Origin of the sequence: Streptomyces sp. NPDC088252 (assembly GCF_044740965.1) — a bacterium.
Taxonomy (GTDB): Bacteria; Actinomycetota; Actinomycetes; order Streptomycetales; family Streptomycetaceae; genus Streptomyces.
On sequence record NZ_JBIURS010000001.1, the window covers coordinates 1 to 21,670 of the forward strand.

General features: G+C 69.2%; 18 protein-coding genes and 2 rRNA genes. 12 read left to right on the forward strand and 8 right to left on the reverse strand.

The window, feature by feature from the left end; translation table 11 throughout:
• Both ACIOHC_RS00005 and rrf read left to right on the forward strand, forming a co-directional pair.
• Positions 1-73, forward strand: a 23S ribosomal RNA gene (locus tag ACIOHC_RS00005); the annotation flags it as partial.
• A 77-nt stretch (positions 74-150) separates the two neighbouring features.
• Positions 151-267 (forward strand): 5S ribosomal RNA (gene rrf, locus ACIOHC_RS00010).
• 112 nt (positions 268-379) lie between these two features.
• Here rrf and ACIOHC_RS00015 read toward each other — a convergent pair.
• From ACIOHC_RS00015 to ACIOHC_RS00035, 5 genes are read right to left on the reverse strand one after another with little or no spacing between them, the layout of a single operon-like run.
• Entirely contained in the window at positions 380-1,693 is a 1,314-nt protein-coding gene (locus tag ACIOHC_RS00015) for a DUF58 domain-containing protein (protein WP_401840705.1), read from the reverse strand.
• A 10-nt stretch (positions 1,694-1,703) separates the two neighbouring features.
• Complete coding sequence (locus ACIOHC_RS00020; protein WP_365694036.1) at positions 1,704-2,705, reverse strand: MoxR family ATPase; 1,002 nt, start codon at positions 2,703-2,705, stop codon at positions 1,704-1,706.
• The gene (locus ACIOHC_RS00025) at positions 2,702-3,916 is read right to left on the reverse strand and encodes a DUF4350 domain-containing protein (RefSeq protein ID WP_401840708.1); all 1,215 of its coding nucleotides are present in this window, start codon (positions 3,914-3,916) and stop codon (positions 2,702-2,704) included. The genes ACIOHC_RS00020 and ACIOHC_RS00025 overlap by 4 nt, the downstream gene beginning before the upstream one ends.
• Positions 3,913-4,602, reverse strand: coding sequence for a DUF4129 domain-containing protein (locus ACIOHC_RS00030; RefSeq protein WP_401840710.1), 690 nt, complete (start codon positions 4,600-4,602; stop codon positions 3,913-3,915). The genes ACIOHC_RS00025 and ACIOHC_RS00030 overlap by 4 nt, the downstream gene beginning before the upstream one ends.
• 4 nt (positions 4,603-4,606) lie before the next feature.
• Positions 4,607-5,836, reverse strand: a complete 1,230-nt coding sequence (locus tag ACIOHC_RS00035; protein ID WP_365694030.1) for a glycerophosphoryl diester phosphodiesterase membrane domain-containing protein — start codon at positions 5,834-5,836, stop codon at positions 4,607-4,609.
• A 140-nt stretch (positions 5,837-5,976) separates the two neighbouring features.
• On the opposite strand from ACIOHC_RS00035, the gene mtnA reads away from it, so the two are divergent.
• From mtnA to ACIOHC_RS00070, 7 genes are all read left to right on the forward strand, one after another.
• The gene (gene mtnA, locus ACIOHC_RS00040; RefSeq protein WP_389638565.1) at positions 5,977-7,104 is read left to right on the forward strand and encodes an S-methyl-5-thioribose-1-phosphate isomerase; all 1,128 of its coding nucleotides are present in this window, start codon (positions 5,977-5,979) and stop codon (positions 7,102-7,104) included.
• A 4-nt stretch (positions 7,105-7,108) separates the two neighbouring features.
• Entirely contained in the window at positions 7,109-7,798 is a 690-nt protein-coding gene (gene mtrA, locus ACIOHC_RS00045; RefSeq protein WP_007448372.1) for a two-component system response regulator MtrA, read from the forward strand.
• Between the two features lies 1 nt (position 7,799).
• Positions 7,800-9,824, forward strand: a complete 2,025-nt coding sequence (gene mtrB / locus ACIOHC_RS00050; RefSeq protein WP_401840713.1) for an MtrAB system histidine kinase MtrB — start codon at positions 7,800-7,802, stop codon at positions 9,822-9,824.
• Entirely contained in the window at positions 9,814-11,676 is a 1,863-nt protein-coding gene (locus ACIOHC_RS00055; protein ID WP_365694026.1) for an LpqB family beta-propeller domain-containing protein, read from the forward strand. Before mtrB ends, ACIOHC_RS00055 begins: the two co-directional genes overlap by 11 nt.
• A gap of 90 nt (positions 11,677-11,766) precedes the next feature.
• Positions 11,767-12,495, forward strand: coding sequence for a ComF family protein (locus ACIOHC_RS00060; RefSeq protein ID WP_351085337.1), 729 nt, complete (start codon positions 11,767-11,769; stop codon positions 12,493-12,495).
• A gap of 322 nt (positions 12,496-12,817) precedes the next feature.
• Entirely contained in the window at positions 12,818-13,507 is a 690-nt protein-coding gene (gene hpf, locus ACIOHC_RS00065) for a ribosome hibernation-promoting factor, HPF/YfiA family (RefSeq protein ID WP_351085335.1), read from the forward strand.
• A 186-nt stretch (positions 13,508-13,693) separates the two neighbouring features.
• Positions 13,694-14,443 (forward strand): response regulator transcription factor, encoded by a 750-nt coding sequence (locus ACIOHC_RS00070; RefSeq protein WP_351085333.1) that lies wholly within the window; start codon positions 13,694-13,696, stop codon positions 14,441-14,443.
• Between the two features lie 67 nt (positions 14,444-14,510).
• On the opposite strand, the gene ACIOHC_RS00075 is transcribed toward ACIOHC_RS00070, so the two are convergent.
• Together ACIOHC_RS00075 and ACIOHC_RS00080 are read right to left on the reverse strand one after the other, a co-directional pair.
• Positions 14,511-15,686 carry a DNA glycosylase AlkZ-like family protein gene (locus ACIOHC_RS00075; RefSeq protein ID WP_351085331.1) on the reverse strand — a complete coding sequence of 392 codons (1,176 nt, stop codon included), beginning with the start codon at positions 15,684-15,686 and terminating at the stop codon, positions 14,511-14,513.
• A 56-nt stretch (positions 15,687-15,742) separates the two neighbouring features.
• On the reverse strand, positions 15,743-16,318 hold the full coding sequence (locus ACIOHC_RS00080) for a GNAT family N-acetyltransferase (protein ID WP_351085329.1): 576 nt from the start codon (positions 16,316-16,318) through the stop codon (positions 15,743-15,745).
• Between the two features lie 239 nt (positions 16,319-16,557).
• Here ACIOHC_RS00080 and secA point away from each other — a divergent pair, with 239 nt between their 5' ends.
• On the forward strand, positions 16,558-19,377 hold the full coding sequence (gene secA / locus ACIOHC_RS00085) for a preprotein translocase subunit SecA (protein WP_351085327.1): 2,820 nt from the start codon (positions 16,558-16,560) through the stop codon (positions 19,375-19,377).
• Positions 19,378-19,582: 205 nt separating this feature from the next.
• On the opposite strand, the gene ACIOHC_RS00090 is transcribed toward secA, so the two are convergent.
• A complete protein-coding gene (locus ACIOHC_RS00090) occupies positions 19,583-20,011 on the reverse strand; it encodes an Rv3235 family protein (RefSeq protein ID WP_351085325.1) in 429 nt (142 codons plus the stop codon).
• Positions 20,012-20,302: 291 nt separating this feature from the next.
• Between ACIOHC_RS00090 and ACIOHC_RS00095 the strand changes: the two genes are divergently transcribed.
• Together ACIOHC_RS00095 and ACIOHC_RS00100 are read left to right on the forward strand one after the other, a co-directional pair.
• Positions 20,303-20,809 (forward strand): DUF6912 family protein, encoded by a 507-nt coding sequence (locus ACIOHC_RS00095; protein WP_351085323.1) that lies wholly within the window; start codon positions 20,303-20,305, stop codon positions 20,807-20,809.
• A gap of 162 nt (positions 20,810-20,971) precedes the next feature.
• The gene (locus ACIOHC_RS00100; protein WP_351085321.1) at positions 20,972-21,643 is read left to right on the forward strand and encodes an HAD hydrolase-like protein; all 672 of its coding nucleotides are present in this window, start codon (positions 20,972-20,974) and stop codon (positions 21,641-21,643) included.
• Positions 21,644-21,670: the final 27 nt, after the last annotated feature.

A 21,670-nucleotide genomic window follows, 5' to 3' on the forward strand; every position in this document is an offset into this window, starting at 1 on the left:
GTTGATAGGCCAGATGTGGAAGCCCGGTAACGGGTGGAGCTGACTGGTACTAATAGGCCGAGGGCTTGTCCTCAGTTGCTCGCGTCCACTGTGTTTGTTCTGAAATAACGAACGGCCGTGTTGTTCCGGTGTTGGTTAATTTCATAGTGTTTCGGTGGTCATTGCGTTAGGGAAACGCCCGGTTACATTCCGAACCCGGAAGCTAAGCCTTTCAGCGCCGATGGTACTGCAGGGGGGACCCTGTGGGAGAGTAGGACGCCGCCGAACTCCTTTTACGGGAAGCCCCGTGTCCTTGTGGCACGGGGCTTTTCCGCGTTTCAGGGTATATCGGGCGGGGGTTTCCTCCCTGATGAGTGGATTCCGTTGATGAGGGTCCGGGTCAGAGGCGACCTGCCCCCTTGAGAGCCAGATAGGTGTCGGCGAGAGCCGGGGCGAGATTGTCCGGGGTGGTATCGAGAACCACCGCGCCGTGACGTCGGAGTTGCTCTGCCGTGCGAAGCCCTCTCGCTCGGGCTTGTGCGCCGGCGGCGGCCTGGTAAACGGCATCCACGCTTCCCCTGGTCTCGGCCATCTTTTCGATGTGCGGGTCAGCCACCGAAGCCACCAGCACGGTGTGGCGCTGAGTCAGTGGGGGGAGGACGGGCAGCAAACCCTCCTCCACGGGGGCTGCGTCCAGGCCTGTGAGGAGCACGATCAGGGAGCGACGAGGGGCGCCGGCCAGCACGGCAGCGCTCAGTCCCCGGGCATCTGTTTCCACGAGTGCCGGTTCGATCGGCGCCAAGGCATTCACCATGGCCGACAGGACCTCCCCGGCTGACCGGCCCTGGACGTGGGCTCGGACACGGCGGTCGTAGGCGAGCAGATCGACGCGGTCGCCCGCCCGAGTGGCAAGTGCGGTGAGAAGCAGTGCCGCATCCAGAGAGGCGTCGAGACGGGGCACGTCGCCCACACGACCCGCCGATGTACGGCCGGTGTCCAGGACAACGAGAATGTGGCGGTCCCGCTCGGGCCGCCACGTCCGGACTGCGACGGCGGATTGACGTGCCGTGGCTCGCCAGTCGATGGAGCGCGTGTCGTCACCAGGCACGTAGGCGCGGAGACTGTCGAACTCCGTGCCGTCTCCACGTGTCAGGACACTGGTGCGGCCATCGAGATCGCGGAGCCTGGCGAGGCGGGACGGCAAATGCTTACGGCTCGTGAAAGGCGGCAGGACGCGTACCGCCCAGGGCACCTCGTGATTTCCCTGGCGAGCCGCAAGCCCCAGAGGGCCGAAAGAGCGGACGGTCACACGTTCGGCCCGGCGGTCACCCCGCCGTGTCGGTCGCAGGGTGGTGTTCAGCCGTCGGCGTTCCCCCGCCGGAACCGTCAGCGGATGACGCGACGATGCCGCCTGCTCGGCTCCGGCGGGCCAACTACTGGGGGGCCAGGCATCGCGGAGGTGTGCGCGCAGACGACGACGGGAAGTGTTGGTTACGGTGAGTTGTACTTCTGCGGTCTCGCCCAGTCGAACAGTTGTATCGCCGGATCGAGTGAACTTGAGCGTTCGCACTGGTGCAGCCAGGGCGTAGTCGCACAGAATTGCTAGAGAGAGCGGTGCGTTGACCGCGAGCATGCCTGTCCAGCTGGGGGCCAGGATGCCTACGGGGAGTGACCCCAGGGCGGCCAGCAAGGCGGTACGTCCGGTGAGCGCCACTTTCACCGCCTCATCGGGGTACGGGTACGTGGGCGAGGACTGCGGTGATGACGGAGTCGGGGGTGATGCCCTCCATCTCCGCCTCGGGCCGCAGCTGGATGCGGTGGCGGAGTGTGGGGAGCGCCAGGGCCTTCACATCATCCGGAATGACATAGTCGCGGCCGGTGAGCCAGGCCCAGGCCCGGGCGGTCGAGAGCAGAGCGGTTGCGCCTCGGGGAGAGACTCCGAGGGAGAGCGAGGGGGATTCACGCGTGGCACGACAGATATCGACGACGTAGCCGGCGATCTCGGGGGAGACCTTGGTCCGGGCGACTGCATCGCGGGCAGTTTCCAGGTCTGCCGCACCGGCGACGGGGCGTATGCCGGCTGATTCGAGGTCGCGCGGGTTGAAGCCCGTGGAATGCCGGGTGAGGACGCTGATCTCCTCGTCGCGGGACGGCAGGGGCACCGTCAGTTTGAGGAGGAACCGGTCCAGCTGGGCCTCTGGGAGAGGGTAGGTGCCCTCGAATTCGACGGGATTCTGCGTGGCGGCGACGAGGAACGGGTCGGGCAGGGCGCGGGGGGTTCCGTCGACCGTGACCTGGCGCTCTTCCATTGCTTCCAGGAGGGAGGACTGCGTTTTGGGAGGCGTGCGGTTGATCTCGTCGGCGAGAAGCAGATTGGTGAAGACGGGGCCGGGCTGGAAGGAGAACTCTGCTGTGCGGGCGTCGTAGACGAGTGAGCCCGTGACGTCGCTCGGCATCAGGTCGGGGGTGAACTGGACACGCTTGGTGTCGAGTTCGAGTGAGGCTGCGAGAGCCCGTACCAGGAGGGTCTTGGCCACGCCGGGGACACCTTCGAGAAGGACGTGGCCTCGGCAGAGCAGAGCGACGACGAGTCCGGTGACTGCGGGGTCCTGGCCGACCACGGCCTTGGCGATCTCGGAGCGCAGCGCTTCCAGGGATGCGCGGGCTGTGTCGCCGTTCCCGAGAGTCTCGGTGGTGCCGGCGGGCACAGAAGGCGGGGCGCTCATGACGTGCGTACCTCTCTTTCGAGGGTGTCGAGTTGGTCTGCCAGATGTACGAGTGCGTCGTCGTCGGACGGAGCAGGACCGAAGAGCAGGGCTCGGAGGTCGCTGTGGGCGGCGCCGACCCGGGCGGAAACAGCAGGGATGAGCGTTGCGGGGGAATGGACATCGCGCGGGGACACGCCGATGAGTCGGGCTATGCGAGTGCGTGTGGCGGAACGCAGTGCATCTGCGGCCCGATCGCGGGCGTTCGTCCTTCGGTAGAGGCGGGCACGGCCCTCGGTGGATTCGGAGGCTTGTATGGCCACGGGCAGCCGCTCGGTGACCAGGGGCACCAGACGGCGGGCCCGCCAGACGGCGGCGAGTACAGCGGCGAGTGCGAGTTGCAGGGTGCCCCACAGCCAGCCTCGGGGGATCAGGTCGGCGAAGCTGCGGCTGCTCTGGGCGCCGTCGGCCTTGTCTCCGCCGTTGTCGGCGGCGGAGGAGATATCAGCGAGCGAGGGGAGGTACCAGACCAGATGTGGGCGGGAACCAAGAAGTTGAACGGCCAGGGAGGCGTTGCCCTGGTTGCCGAGTCGGTCGTTGTAGAGAAGGTCGGGGGAACCGAGGAGAACGGTGTCGCCCGCGCTGTGTTCGACCAGGAGCAGGGTGGGAAGGCCCTCGCTCGGGAAGCAGCCGAGCGTGTCGAGGCTGTCCGACGCGTAGCGGAAGCCTCCCGTTTCGACATCGCCGGCGTTGCGGGCGGCAGGCAAGGAGCACTGAGGGGGGAGGGTTGCCACCGGTCGCCGGGACTCCGCGCGGACGCCGGGGAGCAGGGTGCCCACGGACGGCGGGCCCGCCGCGAGCAGAACGGTTCGACCGGCCGAGCGGGCGGTCGTGGCGCGCAGTTCTCTCTGCTGGCGCGGTGTCAGCAGATCAGGAGAGGTGACGAGCAACGTGGTATCGGCGCCGACCTGGGCCGTGGCGTCGTCGAGCGTGGTGGCCACGTGAACGGAGACTCCGTGATCCTTGAGGAGCTCGGCGACGGCCCGGCTGCCGTAGCGGTCGGCGGAACGGGGGTCGAGGCGGCCGTGCTGGTCACCGGAGCGCATGCTTGCCAGAGTGATTCCGGCTGTGAGGAGTACGAGCAGGGCGAGCAGCGGGCCGCGGGTGCGGGACCAGATCTGGCGTGGGGTGCGGGAGGCCGAGGCGGTGGGGACGGCGGTGACCTCGGTCATTCGACTGCTCCCTGGACCACGGATGTCAGGAGAGGCTTCGCGGTTTCGAGATCGAGGTCAAGAGCTCGCAGGTCCAGATACACCTGCGGGTCCGCGGCGCGGCCGCCGTATGTGACATCGTCGAATGCTCTGGCGGCCGCGTGGAGTCGCGTGGCGTGTGCGGGCAGCGGATGGCCCGCTTCGGCGGCGGCCTCGTCGGCGGTACGTCCGGGGCGGGGGTCGAGCAGGGCTCGTTCTTCCAGAGCACGGACGATGGCTCGCATGCGTTCCTGGACCGCCGCATTCCAGCGATGTGCAGCGGCGTGGGCCTCGGCGGCCGTCCGGTGTTCGGCCGCGCTGCGGGGTCTGTCGTCGAAGAGGGCGTCAGAGGAACGCACAGTGCGGTGGGGGGTGCCCAGCCGCCACCAGAGTGCGGCGACCAGGCCGATGACGACCAGTACGAGTACGACAAGGCCGAGCGAGCCGCCCGGCGCGACGCCGGAGGCCGTGCTCAGGAGATCGCCGATCCAGCCCCAGAGACGGTCGATGCCGCGTTGGAGGAGGTTGGGATCGTCCTCGTGGTACATCGGTTTGGACAACTCGTGCTTTGCCGCCTCGCGGGCGGGGACACGCGGAGTGTCCACAGGTACGCCGCCGCTCGTGCGGATCAGTAGCCGTGCCGTTGTCGCGCCCCCCGCCCCCGACATGGCATCAGCTCCTGGCGTCGTATCCGGGCAGGCCGGCCGCCCGGGCGAGTTCGAGGTCGAGTGCCTCGCGACGGATGCGCTGATCGACGTAGAGCAGGGCCATCACACCGGCGGAGAGCGGGTAGGTGATCGTCGCGGTGATGACTTGGCCGATGCCGGAGACGATCAGGAACGGCCAGCCGAAATCCATGGAGCCGTCGGTGAGGAAGCGGTCCATGCCGCCGCCGTCCACGATCATCGCGATGATGCTGAACGGGATGGCGATGATCACGGACACGACGAGTGTGAGCAGGCAGGTGAGAGCCAGGATGCCGAAGGTCCGCCACCACGCCCCCTTGACCAGCTTGTCGGAGCGGCGCATGGAGGTCGTGATCGATTGCCGCTCCAGCATCAGGGCCGGCGAGGCGAGGCAGAAGCGGACCATCAGCCAGATGACGACGACGAACGCGGCCAGGAGCCCGATGACGACGAGCCCGGCGCCTGCGGTGGAGCCGATCAGCATGCCCGGCAACAGGCCGACCGTCATGATGGCGGCGCTGATCAGGGCCAGCAGCAGCGTGAGCCCGAGCAACTGGGGAAGGCGGGGACGGGCCTCACGCCATGCGTCGGCGAGAGTCACGGGGCGGCCCAGCACCGAGCGGCTGATCACCACGGTCAGTACGGATGTCGTGATCAGCGTGGCGATCATGGTGATGAGCAGGGACGGCACATTGTTGATGAGTGCCGACTGCGCCGAGTCGGCGCTTTGCCGGAGTGCTTCCGAGCCAGTGGCGTTCGGGTCGATCGCCGCGGGTTCCGGCAGCAGATAGCGCTGCACAAGGGTGATCGAGACCTGGGCGATCACGGACACCGTCAACGTGATGCCGAGGACCGTGCGCCAGTGGGCGCGCATCGTGGAGACCGCGCCGTCGAGGATCTCGCCGACCCCGAGTGGCCGGAGCGGGATGACACCGGGCTTGGCCGCCACAGGCGGCTGCCCCCAGCCGTGGCCCTGGGGTCCGGGGCCCCAGCCGTGGCCCTGAGGCCCTCCGCCCCAGCCGGGAGCCGGGGGAGGCGCGCCGGGGCCTGTGCCGGGAGCGCTTGGCGGGGACCACTGCCCTGCGGGCGGCTGCGTGGGGGACCAGTTCGCCGCCGGGCCGCTGCCGTCGATGGGCTCGGAAGGCCGGGGGACGCCTGCCCCCTGACCCTCGGAGGGGGCAGATCCGGGCGAGGCCCAGCCCGGAGTGTCGTTCATTCTCGCTCCTTCATGGTCCTGTCCGCGCATCGGGACGGCAGGTTGGCAGCCATCGTGCCACGCGTTGCTCCGGTACGGGTCTGGCGTCGTATCTCGTTCGTACCTTCATTTGTGGGCGGCTCACCGGGCAGACTGGGCGGATGGCTGATCAGGACGCGCAATCGCGTATGGGCATCGAGCCTCACGCCGTACTTCGCTGGGATGACCTTCCGGACGGTCCCGCACTGGTGCTTCTCGACCAGACGCGACTGCCTGCCGAGGAGGTCGAGCTGGTGTGCACCGATGTGCCGGCGCTGGTGCGGGCGATCCGGGTGCTGGCGGTACGCGGAGCGCCGTTGCTGGGCATCGCGGGGGCCTATGGGGTGGCTCTCGCGGCGGTACGAGGCGATGACGTGGTGGAGGCCGCAGGGCTGCTGGAGCGGTCAAGGCCCACCGCGGTGAATCTTGGATACGGGGTGCGGCGGGCAGTCGGGGCGTACCGGGCGGCTGTCGGGAAGGGGGCCGGTCCGGAGCGGGCCGCCGAGGCGGCGCTGGCCGAGGCCCGGGCACTGCACCGGGAAGATGCCGAGGCCAGTGTGCGTATGGCGCGATACGGGCTCGCTCTCCTGGACGAACTCCTGCCGGGTCCCGGCCATCAACTGCTGACCCACTGCAATACAGGGGCGCTCGTCTCGGGGGGCGGGGGCACTGCTTTCGCGGTGGCGCTCGGGGCGCACCGGGAGGGGCGGCTGCGCCGGCTGTGGGTGGATGAGACCCGTCCGCTGCTGCAGGGGGCGCGCCTGACGGCATACGAGGCCGCGCGCAATGGCATGCCGTACAGCCTGCTCACGGACAACGCCGCAGGCTCGCTGTTCGCCGCGGGGGAGGTGGATGCCGTACTCATCGGGGCAGACCGCATCGCCGCGGACGGATCGGTGGCGAACAAGGTGGGCAGCTATCCGTTGGCGGTGCTCGCGAAGTACCACCACGTACCGTTCATCGTCGTGGCGCCGACCACGACCGTCGATCTGGACACCGTGGACGGGGCGTCGATCACCGTCGAGCAGCGACCCGGGAGTGAAGTGACGGAGTTCACATCGTTGCGGGCAGGGGCCGCAGGCGGGCTGCTGGGGGCGCCCGCGGGAGCCCCGGCGTACAACCCCGCGTTCGACATCACACCGCCGGACCTGGTCACGGCGATTGTCACGGAGGGGGGCGTGGTTTCCCCGGTCACGGGGGTCGGACTGGCAGAGCTGTGTGCCAGATCATCGCAGGTAACGATTAGCTAATGGGATGATGTCGATTATGAAGGGACGCGTCCTTGTCGTCGACGACGACACCGCACTGGCCGAGATGCTCGGGATTGTGCTGCGTGGTGAAGGGTTCGAGCCGTCGTTCGTAGCGGACGGCGACAAGGCACTTGCCGCATTTCGAGAGGCCAAGCCGGACCTGGTCCTGCTGGATCTGATGCTGCCCGGTAGGGACGGCATCGAGGTCTGCAGGTTGATCAGGGCCGAGTCGGGTGTGCCGATCGTCATGCTCACTGCCAAGAGCGACACGGTTGATGTGGTGGTGGGTCTGGAGTCCGGGGCCGACGACTACATCGTGAAGCCGTTCAAACCTAAGGAGTTGGTTGCCCGGATCAGGGCACGTCTGCGGAGGTCCGAGGAACCGGCGCCGGAGCAGCTGACCATCGGGGATCTGGTCATCGATGTGGCCGGTCACTCGGTGAAGAGGGAGGGGCAGTCGATCGCCCTCACCCCGCTGGAGTTCGATCTGCTGGTCGCGCTCGCCCGCAAGCCGTGGCAGGTCTTCACCCGTGAGGTGCTGCTGGAGCAGGTGTGGGGGTACCGTCACGCCGCCGACACCCGGCTGGTGAATGTGCATGTCCAGCGACTGCGCTCGAAGGTCGAGAAGGACCCGGAGCGGCCCGAGATCGTGGTGACCGTCCGAGGGGTCGGTTACAAGGCCGGACCGAGCTGACATGCCCCTGGGTAGCGCTGCTCCGCAGCCCGGGGAGCCGGGAGCCCATGCGGAGCGGGCTGCTGCTCCAGGACACAAGGCGTCCCCGGTGGGGCGTCTTCTGCAGGGCGGCCGGTTGATCCAGGACCGGGCGCTCGGCGGTCCTGTGCCGCGATTGCTGATGCGTTGGGTGCGGCGTCCACTGCTGCCGGCCGTGCGGCTGTGGCGGCGGAATCTGCAGCTGAGGGTCGTGGCGGGCACGCTGCTCATGTCGCTCGGTGTGGTGCTGCTGCTCGGCTTCGTCGTGATCGGGCAGGTGCGCAACGGTCTTCTCGACGCGAAGGGCAAGGCTGCCCAGACCCAGGCCGCCGGCGGTTTCGCCGCAGCCCAGGAGAAGGCCAATGCTCCGCTCGTCCCCGGTGGGCAGGGCGGTGACACGACGGACGGCACCACGGCCAACAACTCCTGGCGGACCGAACTTGTCGACCAGCTCGCCAGCGGCGGCAAGAACGCCTTCAACGTGGTGGCTCTCAGCGCCGATGAGGGAACCCGTGCGCCGCGCGGCTCGGGCAGTGTGGAGGCGGTGAGCATTCCGCAGAGCCTGCGGGACTCCGTGAACAAGGGCCCCGGGGCGTTCCAGACATACTCCCGGATCCAGTACGCGAACGGGCAGTCGTCGCAGCCCGGACTCGTCGTGGGCAAACGGCTGTACGACATCGACCACAATCCGTACCAGCTGTACTACCTCTTCCCGCTGACGCAGGAGGAGAAGTCATTGACGCTGGTCAGGGGAACGCTGGCAACAGCGGGGCTGTTCGTCGTCGTGCTGCTCGGGGCCATCGCGTGGTTCGTGGTGCGGCAGGTCGTCACACCCGTGCGGATGGCGGCGGGCATCGCCGAGCGGCTCTCCGCCGGCAGGCTCCAGGAACGGATGAAGGTCACGGGCGAGGACGACATCGCGCGGCTCGGTGAGGCCTTCAACAAGATGGCGCAGAATCTGCAGCTGAAGATCCAGCAGTTGGAGGAGCTGTCGCGGATGCAGCGCCGCTTCGTCTCCGATGTCTCCCACGAGCTGCGGACACCGCTGACGACCGTGCGGATGGCCGCGGATGTCATCCATGAGGCCCGCAGCGACTTCGATCCCGTGACGGCCCGCTCCGCGGAGCTGCTCGGGGATCAACTCGACCGGTTCGAGTCGCTGCTCTCCGACCTGCTGGAGATCAGCCGGTTCGACGCGGGCGCAGCGGCACTGGAGGCCGAGCCGATAGATCTGCGGCAGGTCGTGCGACGGGTGATCGGCGGGGCCGAGCCGCTGGCCGAGCGCAAGGGCACCCGGATCCGGGTGGTCGGTGACGAGCAGCCGGTGATCGCGGAGGCCGATGCACGGCGGGTCGAACGCATCCTGCGCAACCTGGTGGTCAACGCCGTTGAGCACGGCGAGGGCCGGGACGTCGTGGTGCGGATGGGGGTGGCCGGAGGCGCGGTCGCCGTGGCCGTCCGGGACTACGGTGTGGGGCTCAAGCCGGGCGAGGCGACGAGAGTGTTCAACCGCTTCTGGCGGGCCGACCCGGCCCGCGCGCGGACGACCGGCGGCACCGGACTCGGACTGTCCATCGCCGTGGAGGACGCGAGGCTGCACGGCGGCTGGCTGCAGGCATGGGGCGAGCCGGGCGGCGGCTCGCAGTTCCGGCTCACTCTGCCGCGCACGGCGGACGAACCGCTGCGCGGATCGCCGATACCGCTGGAACCCGAGGATTCCCGGCGCAACCGGGAGAACCGGGGGCAAGCCGCGACCGCTCCCACGACCGGGAGCGAGCACCGGCTGACGGCGGTGCCGGCCCAGCCCGGGGGCAACGACCGCGCCGCACTGCCCATACCCTCGCATGCCCCCGTGGCTCCCCGGACGGCCCCGGCCTCGGTGCATCCGGCGGCCCTGCCGGGGAGTGGCGCACGCGTGGTCGCGCGCCCCGCCGAGGAACGGCCGGGTGAAGATTTCGACTCTGCAGGGCAGGACCCGGACCGGGGGGACACGAACCATGGGCACTGACCGTCACAGGGGCGGCCATGAGCGTGTGCCGGGGCTGGTCGGACTGCTCGGATGCGGTGTCGTGCTGCTGTCCGCGTGCAGCTCGATGCCTGTCACCGGGGACGTCAAGGCTGTGGACGCATCGCAGCCCGGTGACTCCCAGGTACAGGTGTACGCCGTGGCGCCGCGCGACAACGCCACCCCCGAGGAGGTCGTCGACGGCTTCCTGGAGTCCATGACCAGCGATGACCCGGGCTTCAGGACGACCCGCATGTACCTGACGAAGACGGCGGCGAGCAAGTGGAGGCCGAGCGCGTTCACGACGGTGCTCACCAAGGCGCCGAACCGGAGCGACCGCCCGTTCCGCGACAGAGACCCCGGCGTCACGGACGTCACCTACAGCCTGACCGGTGAGAAGGTGGCAACGGTCGACGCCCAGAGCGCCTACCAGCCACTTGCGCCCACGGAATACGACCAGACGCTGCACCTGGTGAGAGAGAACGGGCCGGAGGGCAAGGAGTGGCGCATCGATGTCGTGCCGGACGGCCTTCTGCTCGGGCAGTCGGACTTCAAACGCCTCTACCGTTCCGTCGACAAGTACTACTTCGCCGGGGGGCGGACGGAGGCGCAGTCGACCCTGGTCGCCGACCCCGTCTACCTCCGCAGCCGGACGGACCCTGCCACCAAGATGGACACCGTGACGCAGGCCGTCCGAAGCCTGCTGGCGGGGCCGACCAGTTGGCTTCGCCCGGTGGTCCGCTCCAGCTTCCCCGCGGGTACGACGCTGAAGAAGGGCGTCACCTCCCTGACCCCCGACGACCGCAATGTTCTGAAGGTCCCGCTCAGCAAGAAGGCGGACGGCGTCGGGCAGCGTTCCTGTCGCATGATGGCCTCTCAGATCCTCTACACGTTGCGGGACCTGACGTCCGCACGGGTCGAGCAGGTCGAGCTGCAACGCTCCGACGGCTCCCCGTTGTGCGTTCTGGGGACGGATCAGGCGGAGGAGTTCGCCCCTGACGGCTCGTCGAGCGGCCCGGACAGCCAGTACTTCATCGATGGCAAGGGGCATGTGGAGCGCATTCCCGGTAGCACCAAGGGCAGTGGCACCCCGGAGACGGTGGTCGGCCCGCTCGGCCATGGGCCGGTGCAGATGGGCACGGTCGGTGTGGCGAGGGACGAGCAGTCGGCGGCGGCGGTCTCGCGGGACAAGGCGTCCCTCTACGTGTCGTCCATCGTCTCGGACGGCGAGCTTCCGGCTGCCTCGGTGACCAGCAAGGCCGCGGACGAGAACGACCGTCTGTCGGTGCCGAGCTGGGACGGCCGGGGTGACCTCTGGGTGGCCGACCGGGATCCCGGCAACCGCAGGCTGCTGCGGCTGGCCGGTGGGAACGGCAGACCGGAGGTGGTCGCCGTGCCGGGCCTGGACGGTCGGATCGAGGCGCTGCGGATGTCCGCGGACGGAGTGCGGATCGCGCTTCTGGTGACCCAGGACGGCCACACCACGTTGAAGATCGGCCGGATCGAGCGGCACGGGCCGGAGACGGATCAGCAGGTCTCGGTGGTGGAGTTGCGCCAGGCCGCCCCCCAGCTGACGGACGTGACCGCGATGTCGTGGTCGGGCCGGAGCCGTCTCGTGGTGGTCGGCAAGGAGCAGGGTGGCGTCCAGCAGGTGCGCTATGTGCAGGCGGACGGTTCGACGCCCGCGTCCGGCGTTCTGCCCGGCGTGAACCAGGTGTCGTCGGTCGCGGCGGCGGACGACGAGCAGTTGCCGCTGATGGCGGCCACGTTGAGTGACGGGATAGTGAAGCTGTCGCCGGGTGACAACTGGCAGACGGTGGTCAAGGGAGGCCAGTCGCTGGTCTACCCGGGCTGAGACCCGCGAGCTCGGGCCGGGAACCGCGCGTCCGGCGCCGCGTTTTCCACAGGGGTGGCCGGGTGCCTTCCAGAGGGGCACAGTGGAGCCATGCGGGGGTGGTGGCGGGAGATCTCCGGACTGGTCCTGCCGGTGTCCTGTGGCGGCTGCGGCAGGCCGCGTACGGAGCTGTGCGAGGAGTGCCGAGCGGACCTGTGCGGCCGGGCGCCGCGCCGGGTGAGGCCGGTGCCGGAGCCCAGGGGCCTGCCGACGGTGCACGCGGCGGCCGGCTACGAGAACGCGGTACGTGCGGTGCTCCTGGCCCATAAGGAGCGGGGTGCCCTGGGGCTTGCCGGGCCGCTCGGCAAGGCGCTGGCGGGGGCCGTACGGGCCGGGGCGAGGTATGCGGGCGACGTCGGCCCGCTGCTGCTCGTCCCCGTGCCGTCGGCCCGGCGGGCCGTGGCGGCGCGGGGCCACGATCCGACGCGGCGGATCGCTCTGGCTGCCGCAGGTGACCTGCGGCGCCGCGGTACTCCGGCCCGGGTGGTCGCGGTGCTCCGGCAGCGGCGTCCGGTGGCCGATCAGGTGGGGCTCGGGGCCCGGCAGCGGCAGGAGAATCTCGCGGGGGCCCTGGAGGTCGTGGCCGGGGGTGAACGGCTGCTCGCGGCCGGACGGGTAGTGCTGGTGGACGACCTTCTGACGACCGGTGCCTCGCTGGCCGAGGCGGCTCGGGCGGTCGCGACAGCGGGCGGGCGCGAGGGCGTCGCACACGGCAGTGGGCAGGCGGCCGTTGTCGCAGTTTCTGCGTCGGCCTTCGAAACAAACCGGAACTGTCACTGAACTTGCATCGTTGCAGGTAGTGAGTGAGTAAAAAGACCTGAACGGAGGTACGTGCGAGTAGCGGGTGCCGACATCAGGCCAGGCAGGCTATGTTCGGTTGTGAGGAATGGTGAATGCCGGACCTCGACGAATGCACCGCCAGGTTTCGGGCAGGCAACTCACCAGTAGTCCGGAAGCAGGGAATTCGGTGGGGTGGAGATCCTGCCGATGGGGGAGGAGGAGGTGGAAGTCACCGAGTCCGCGGCTCCGGTCATCACCGGGGCCTGGTGCAAAAGGGAGACGCTCCGCCGCTGAGCGGAGCGATCCGGGAACGGAGTTCTGCGTGGACATCGTCGTCAAGGGCCGCAAGACCGAGGTGCCGGAGCGGTTCCGCAAGCACGTGGCCGAGAAGCTGAAGCTGGACAAGATCCAGAAGTTCGACGGCAAGGTGATCAGCCTCGACGTCGAGGTGTCCAAGGAGCCGAACCCCCGTCAGGCCGATCGTTCCGACCGGGTGGAGATCACGCTCCGTTCGCGTGGGCCGGTCATCCGGGCGGAAGCGGCCGCAGGCGACCCGTACGCAGCGCTGGACCTGGCCACCGGCAAGTTGGAGGCGCGGCTGCGCAAGCAGCACGACAAGCGCTACAGCCGCCGTGGCAACGGCCGGATTCCCGCTGCGGAGGTCGCCGAGACCGTGCCGGGCGCGGCGTCGTTCAACGGCGAGGGCGATCTGGTGGGCAGTGAGACGGGCCAGACCGTGCCCACCACCAGGTTCGGCTCGCTGGAGGTACAGGGCGAGGGTCCGCTGGTGATGCGCGAGAAGACGCATGTCGCCGCACCGATGTCGCTCGATCAGGCGCTCTACGAGATGGAGCTGGTCGGGCACGACTTCTATCTGTTCGTCGACTCCGAGACGAAGGAACCCAGTGTCGTCTACCGGCGGCATGCTTATGACTACGGTGTCATTCACCTGAGGACCGATCCGTTGGCCGCCGATGAGGCGGGCGGCGCGGGCGGTGCGCTCGGCGGCTGACGCCACGCTTCCACGGTGCCCCTGGAGCGTCTGTGCGCCCCCCAGGGGCACCCGTGTGCGGCCACGGGATCGCCGCTCCGACGTCCAGGCATGAAATCATGTCGTCCCAAGCCAACCGGTGCTCTGTGAACTGCCGTTGGCGGACAGTTTGTGAACTTCAGGCCATGGCCTTCAGGGGGAGGAACGATGGCGGACACCTTCGGGCCCGTGCGCGATGCGAATGACGCCGGTGGTGCTGCCGGTACCGGCGCCGGCGTGGAAAGTGGTTCCCACGCGGAGCCGATCCGGGTCCTCGTGGTGGACGACCACGCTCTCTTCCGCAGAGGGCTGGAGATCGTCCTCGCCCAGGAGGAGGACATCCAGGTCGTCGGCGAGGCGGGTGACGGGGCGGAGGCGGTCGACAAGGCTGCCGATCTGCTGCCCGACATCGTGCTGATGGATGTACGGATGCCCAGGCGCGGAGGCATCGAGGCCTGTACGTCGATCAAGGAGGTGGCCCCCAGCGCGAAGATCATCATGCTGACGATCAGCGATGAGGAGGCCGACCTCTATGACGCGATCAAGGCGGGCGCCACCGGCTATCTCCTCAAGGAGATCTCGACGGACGAGGTGGCCACGGCGATTCGCGCGGTCGCCGACGGGCAGTCCCAGATCAGCCCCTCCATGGCATCCAAACTGCTCACCGAGTTCAAGTCGATGATCCAGCGGACCGACGAGCGCCGACTGGTGCCCGCGCCGCGGCTCACCGACCGTGAGCTCGAAGTCCTGAAACTCGTTGCAACGGGCATGAACAATCGCGATATCGCGAAGGAGCTGTTCATTTCCGAGAACACCGTGAAGAACCACGTCCGCAACATCCTGGAGAAGCTGCAGCTGCACTCCAGGATGGAGGCCGTGGTCTATGCCATGCGGGAGAAGATCCTGGAGATCAGGTGACCGCTGCGACGACGGGACCGAACGGATCGAACAGGTCGGCTCCGGGTAAAGGGAAGAGAATGCGCGCTCACGCCAGAGCGCGGGCGATTTCCTGAGCGAGCGGCCCGCGCAGTTCCGGTGCGTCGACCCGCTCCAGCCGGACGTCCGTGCAGCCGACCCAGGACGCGGCCTCCACCAGAGCCTCGGCCATCGGTACCACGGCCTTCCCGCTCTCCAGGGACACCTGACGGGCCACCAGCGTGCTGCCCTCGCGCGCCGGGTCGACGCGGCCCTGCAGCCTTCCGCCCGCCAGCAGCGGCATCGCGAAGTAGCCATGTATCCGCTTGGGCTTGGGGACATAGGCCTCCAGGCGGTGCGTGAAACCGAAGATCCGCTCGGTGCGCGCCCGCTCCCAGACCAGGGAGTCGAACGGCGACAACAGGGTCGTGCGATGCCGCCCGCGCGGCTCCGAGGCCAGCGCCGCCGGGTCCGCCCAGGCCGGCTTCGCCCAGCCCCGCACCGTCACCGGCACCAGACCGGAGTCGGCCACGACGGCGTCGAACTGCTCCCCCTTGAGCCGGTGGTAGTCCGCGATGTCCGCGCGGGTGCCGATGCCCAGGGACTGCCCCGCGAGCGCGACCAGCCGGCGCAGGCACTCCGCGTCGTCCAGATCGTCGTGCAGCACGGCGTCGGGCACGGCCCGCTCGGCGAGGTCGTACACCCGCTTCCAGCTGCGTCGCTCGGTGCACACCACCTCCCCGTACATCAGGGCGCGCTCGACGGCGACCTTCGACTCCGACCAGTCCCACCACTCCCCGCCGTTCTTCGCGCCGCCCAGCTCCGTCGCCGTCAGCGGGCCCTCGGTGCGCAGCTGCTCGATCACTGTTTCGTACGCGCCGTCCGGCAGGTCGTGATGCCAGTGGGGGCGCGAGCGGTAGGCGCGGCGGCGGAACGCGAAGTGCGGCCACTCCTCGACCGGCAGGATGCACGCCGCGTGCGACCAGTACTCGAAGGTACGGCCGCCCGACCAGTACGCCTCCTCGACCGCGCGCCGGCCGATCGCGCCCAGGCGCGCGTACGGAATCAGTTCGTGCGAACGCGCGAGCACCGAGATCGTGTCGAGCTGCACGGCACCGAGATGCCGCAGCACACCCGGAACCCCGGCCCGGCGGTCCGGAGCACCCAGGAAGCCCTGGGCGCGCAGGGCGATCCTGCGCGCCTGGTCGGCGGAGAGTTCGGCGGCGGGGGGCGGCACAGACGTCATGTCCCGCACCCTAGAGGGAGGCACTGACATCCGGGCCCGGAGTTCACCGATCGGCGTCAGCCGGCTGCGGGCAGATAGGTGTCGGTGCCCGGCAGGCCGAGATCGGACGGGATCAGGGCACCGATCCAGGCGTCGCGCCGTACCCCCTTGTTGAGCAGTCCCGACCGCTGCTCGCCCTCCATCCGGAATCCCGTTCTCAGCGCCACGGCACGCGAGGGACCGTTGCCGACCTCGGCCCGCCACTCCAGCCGGTCGCCGCCGAGCGAGGTGAAGGTCCAGCGGGCGGCGGCCAGGACCGCCTCCGACGTGTAGCCGCGCCCCCGGTGCTCCCTGGCGGTCCAGAAACCCACCTCGTACGTGCCGGGCAGATTGCGGCGGATGATGCCGACCGCGCCCACCAGTGCCCCGCTGCCGCGCAGGACCACCGCGAAGTCGTACGCGGAGTCGTCGTGCCAGCCGCCGGGGGACTGCTTCTCCGCGAAGAACTCCGCGTCGGCATGGCTGTACGGGGAGGGCACGACCGTCCAGCGCTGGATGTCCGGGTCCTGACAGGCGGCATGGATCTCGTCCGCGTCGCCACCGGCGAAGGGGCGCAGCAGCAGACGCTCGGTGGTGAGGGTGATCGGCTCCATGTACGGATTCTGCTGAGGAGCCGACCGGGAAGCGAACACTTTTCGGACTTCCCGGCACCTTCGGTGCCCCCCGGCCGTTGACTGGAAGGGGACGGTGGAGCCGACGCGGCGGCAGCCCTCCCGGCGCGGCGGGGTCCTCGCTTACGATGGCCGTTGCGGTGGGGCCCACCTGCCGTGCCCGCGCCAGAGTCCATTCCACGACCCAGTGCCAGGCCCGACCGGCAAGGAGACCAGCCTCAGTGTCCGTCTTCAACAAGCTCATGCGTGCAGGCGAAGGCAAGATCCTGCGCAAACTGCACCGCATCGCGGACCAGGTCAGCTCCATCGAAGAGGACTTCGTCAACCTCTCCGACGCCGAGCTGCGGGCGCTCACCGACGAGTACAAGGAACGGTACGCGGACGGCGAGAGCCTGGACGACCTGCTCCCCGAGGCATTCGCGACCGTCCGTGAGGCCGCCAAGCGGGTCCTCGGACAGCGCCACTACGACGTTCAGATGATGGGCGGCGCAGCCCTGCACCTCGGCTATGTGGCCGAGATGAAGACCGGCGAGGGCAAGACCCTGGTCGGCACCCTGCCGGCGTATCTCAACGCGCTCTCCGGCAAGGGCGTGCACCTGATCACGGTCAACGACTACCTCGCCGAGCGTGACTCCGAGCTGATGGGCCGGGTCCACAAGTTCCTCGGCCTGACCGTCGGCTGCATCATCGCCAACATGACGCCGGCCCAGCGCCGTGAGCAGTACGCCTGCGACATCACGTACGGCACGAACAACGAGTTCGGCTTCGACTACCTCCGCGACAACATGGCGTGGTCCGCGGACGAGCTCGTCCAGCGCGGCCACAACTTCGCCGTGGTCGACGAGGTCGACTCGATCCTCGTCGACGAGGCCCGTACACCGCTGATCATCTCCGGCCCGGCCGACCAGGCCACCAAGTGGTACGGCGACTTCGCCAAGCTGGTCACGCGCCTGACCAAGGGCGAGGCGGGCAACCCGCTCAAGGGCATCGAGGAGACCGGCGACTACGAGGTCGACGAGAAGAAGCGGACCGTCGCCATCCATGAGTCCGGTGTCTCGAAGGTCGAGGACTGGCTCGGCATCGAGAACCTCTACGAGTCCGTGAACACCCCTCTCGTCGGGTACCTCAACAACGCCATCAAGGCGAAGGAACTCTTCAAGAAGGACAAGGACTACGTCGTCATCGACGGCGAAGTCATGATCGTCGACGAGCACACCGGCCGTATCCTCGCCGGCCGCCGCTACAACGAGGGCATGCACCAGGCGATCGAGGCGAAGGAAGGGGTGGACATCAAGGACGAGAACCAGACGCTCGCCACGATCACCCTGCAGAACTTCTTCCGTCTCTACAGCAAGCTCTCCGGCATGACCGGTACGGCGATGACCGAGGCCGCCGAGTTCCACCAGATCTACAAGCTCGGGGTGGTGCCGATCCCGACGAACCGGCCGATGGTCCGTGCCGACCAGTCGGACCTGATCTACCGCACCGAGGTCGCGAAGTTCGCGGCGGTCGTCGACGACATCGCCGAGAAGCACGAGAAGGGCCAGCCGATCCTGGTCGGTACCACCTCGGTCGAGAAGTCCGAGTACCTCTCGCAGCAGCTCTCCAAGCGCGGTGTCCAGCACGAGGTGCTCAACGCCAAGCAGCACGACCGTGAGGCGACGATCGTCGCCCAGGCCGGCCGCAAGGGCGCGGTCACGGTCGCGACGAACATGGCCGGACGAGGCACCGACATCAAGCTCGGCGGCAACCCCGATGATCTTGCCGAGGCGGAGCTGCGCCAGCGCGGCCTCGACCCCGTCGAGCACGTCGAGGAGTGGGCGGCGGCGCTGCCCGCGGCGCTGGAGAAGGCCGAGCAGGCCGTGAAGGCGGAGTTCGAAGAGGTCAGGGAGCTCGGCGGGCTCTACGTCCTGGGCACCGAGCGGCACGAGTCGCGGCGTATCGACAACCAGCTGCGCGGTCGTTCCGGCCGTCAGGGCGACCCCGGCGAGTCCCGCTTCTACCTGTCGCTCGGCGACGACCTGATGCGGCTGTTCAAGGCGCAGATGGTCGAGCGCGTCATGTCGATGGCCAATGTGCCGGACGACGTGCCGATCGAGAACAAGATGGTGACGAGGGCGATCGCCTCGGCGCAGTCGCAGGTCGAGCAGCAGAACTTCGAGACGCGTAAGAACGTCCTGAAGTACGACGAGGTGCTCAACCGGCAGCGCGAGGTCATCTACGGCGAGCGGCGCCGGGTCCTGGAGGGCGAGGATCTGCAGGACCAGATCCGCCACTTCATGGACGACACGATCGACGACTACATCCGTCAGGAGACCGCCGAGGGCTTCGCCGAGGAGTGGGACCTGGACCGGCTGTGGGGTGCGTTCAAGCAGCTCTACCCGGTGAAGGTCACCGTCGAGGAACTGGAGGAGGCGGCCGGCGACCTGGCCGGGATCACCGCCGAGTTCATCGGTGAGTCCATCAAGGACGACATCCACGAGCAGTACGGCGAGCGCGAGAAGCAGCTCGGCTCGGACATCATGCGTGAGCTGGAGCGGCGTGTCGTGCTGTCCGTCCTGGACCGCAAGTGGCGTGAGCACCTCTACGAGATGGACTACCTCCAGGAGGGCATCGGCCTCCGTGCCATGGCGCAGAAGGACCCGCTGGTCGAGTACCAGCGCGAGGGCTTCGACATGTTCAACGCCATGATGGAGGGCATCAAGGAGGAGTCCGTCGGCTACCTGTTCAACCTGGAGGTCCAGGTCGAGCAGCAGGTCGAGGAGGTTCCGGTGCAGGACGAGGCCGAGCAGACCTCGCCGGCCAAGGAGGACCTCGTACCGGCGGCGCGTCCGGAGATCCGGGCCAAGGGGCTCGACGCCCCGCAGCGTCCCGACCGGCTGCACTTCTCCGCTCCCACGGTGGACGGGGAGGGCGGGGTCGTCGAGGGCGACTTCTCCAACGGTGACGGCGCGGCCGGGTCCGAGTCGGACGGGTTGACCCGGGCGGAGCGCCGCAAGGCCCAGAAGAACGGTGGCGGTGGGCGACGCCGCAAGAAGTAGCGGTGGCGGTCACGTCGGCGCTGTTGGCGCCGATCGGCTTCTGACCGGGGCCGGGCACCTTGTTCGGGTGCTCGGCCCCGGTCTGTTTTTTTCCTCGGTCCCCGGCCCCGGCCCCGGTTCGGGCCCTGGCCCCGGCCTCGGTTCGGGCCGGGCGCCGGACCCTCTGGGTGCCGGGAGGGCCGCGGGAAGGTCCCTGGCCGGGCGTCTACCGGGCTGTCGCCACCCGCAGGTGTTCGTCGCCCAGTTCCACCGCGGCGCAGCGCCAGCGGAGGTCCGGTCCCTGTTCGAGGCGGAAGGCCATCGCCCTCACCTGTTCGCCCGCGGCGATGCTCGCGCAGGCCTCCACCACACCCGGGGCCGGCTGGGCGCCGTGGCACATGCGGATCACGGGGCGGGCGCCGCGGGCCCTCAGCGGGGTGCGGGGGGCCAGTTCGGCCAGTTGGTCGTAGGCCTCCCCGATGGTGTGTCCGAGCATCCAGTGCACCGGGCGCTGGCCGCTGAGAACCGCCAGGAGGCGTTCGGCGAACCAGTGGTGGGGGCGGAGGCGCCGGGGAGTCCTTGTGCGCTGCGGTGGTACGGCTTCGGGCCTGCGTCGGTCGTGTCGTCCGGCGGGCCGGGTCCTGTTCGTGGTCATCGCTCATCGCCCCCGTGCTTCAGAGGCCCGGTCGAATACCGGGCGGTAACTTCTGCTGTGGATCTTCTACGGCGACGGCGGAGGCGGCCGCAAGCGCCCCAGGGGTGCCGGACGCGGCCGGGTGGAATCACCTATCCGGGTGATGTGCCGGGTGTCGTGCGGGGCGCGAGGCGGGCGGGGGGAGGGTGAGAGACGGTTGCCGGGTGGACGGGGCGGCGGTGGTGCACGTAACCCCAAAGAGGGACGTCGCACGTATCCTGAGGGCGTTTCCGACTACGAAAGCGGCCAGCCATGCGCGTGTACGTCCCCCTGACGCTCCCCGGACTCGCAGCGGCGCACAAGGCGGGCGAGATCGGTCCCGGTCCGCTGACCGCCTACGCGGTGACTCCAGGTCTGCGCGAGTGGTACGTCTCCGACGACATCGAGGAGCTGGAGTACGCGGCGCTCAACCGGGCCGCCTCCGCCTCGCTGCGCCTGATCGCCGGGAACCCCGACGTGGTCCGCCGACGGGTCGTCGTGGCCGTCGACGTGCCCGACGGTTCGGCCGTCGCCGACCCGGACCACAGCCTCGACTCGTCGTCGATCGGTGAGGTGCGGATCGCGTCCCCCGTCGCGCTGACGGAGGCCGCCGCGGTGCACGTCGACGCGGACGACGCGGAGAAGGACGTCACGGCCGCCGCGGCGGCTCTGGGTGCCGCGGACCTCGGTGACGACGACGCGCAGTTCACCGTGGACGGTGCCGAGGACCACGAGCTGCTGTGGTTCGGCATCCAGGAGATCCCGAATCTGATCGGCTGAGAGCGGGCGGAAGAGGGGCCCCTCCCGCACCGTCGGGCCGGCCCTCGGACCGGCTCCCGGACGGGATCGGGCCGCTCCCGGGCCGGCGATCGGGGCGGCTCCCGGACGGGATCGGGGCGGCTCCCGAGTCGGCTGTCGGACCCTGCGGGTACTTTCTGACGCATGGGGACGCATGGGAAGCACCGCACACATCTGGTCTGGGACTGGAACGGCACCCTGCTCGACGACAACGCCGCGGTCGTCGGCGCGACGAACGCCGCGTTCGGCGAGGTCGGTCTGGAACCGATCACGCTGGAGCAATACAGGGAGATGTACTGCATCCCGATCCCCCGCTTCTACGAGCGGCTGATGGGCCGGTTGCCCACGGAGGCCGAGTGGGAGCGGATGGACGGGATATTCCACCGGTACTACACCGAACAGCGGGCCGCCTGCGGGCTCACCGAGGGCGCCGAGGAACTCCTCGCGGGGTGGCGGCTGGGCGGGGGCAGCCAGTCCCTCCTGAGCATGTACGGACATGACCAGCTCGTCCCCGTGGTTCGCGGGTACGGCATCGAGCGGCACTTCGTACGCGTCGACGGGCGCACCGGGCCGTCCGGCGGCAGCAAGGCGCTCCACATGGAGCGGCACCTCGCCGCGCTGGACGGGACATCCCCGGAGCGCACGGTGGTCATCGGCGATGCGGTGGACGACGCCGTGGCCGCCGCCCACGTCGGTGCGAAGGCCGTCCTGTACACCGGCGGGTCGCACAGCAGGGCCAGCCTGGAGGCGGCCGGGGTACCCGTGGTCGACAGCCTGGCCGAAGCCGCCGAGGTGGCCGAGGGAATGGCCGGATAGGAGCTGAAGGGCGCGGGCGGGGTCCCT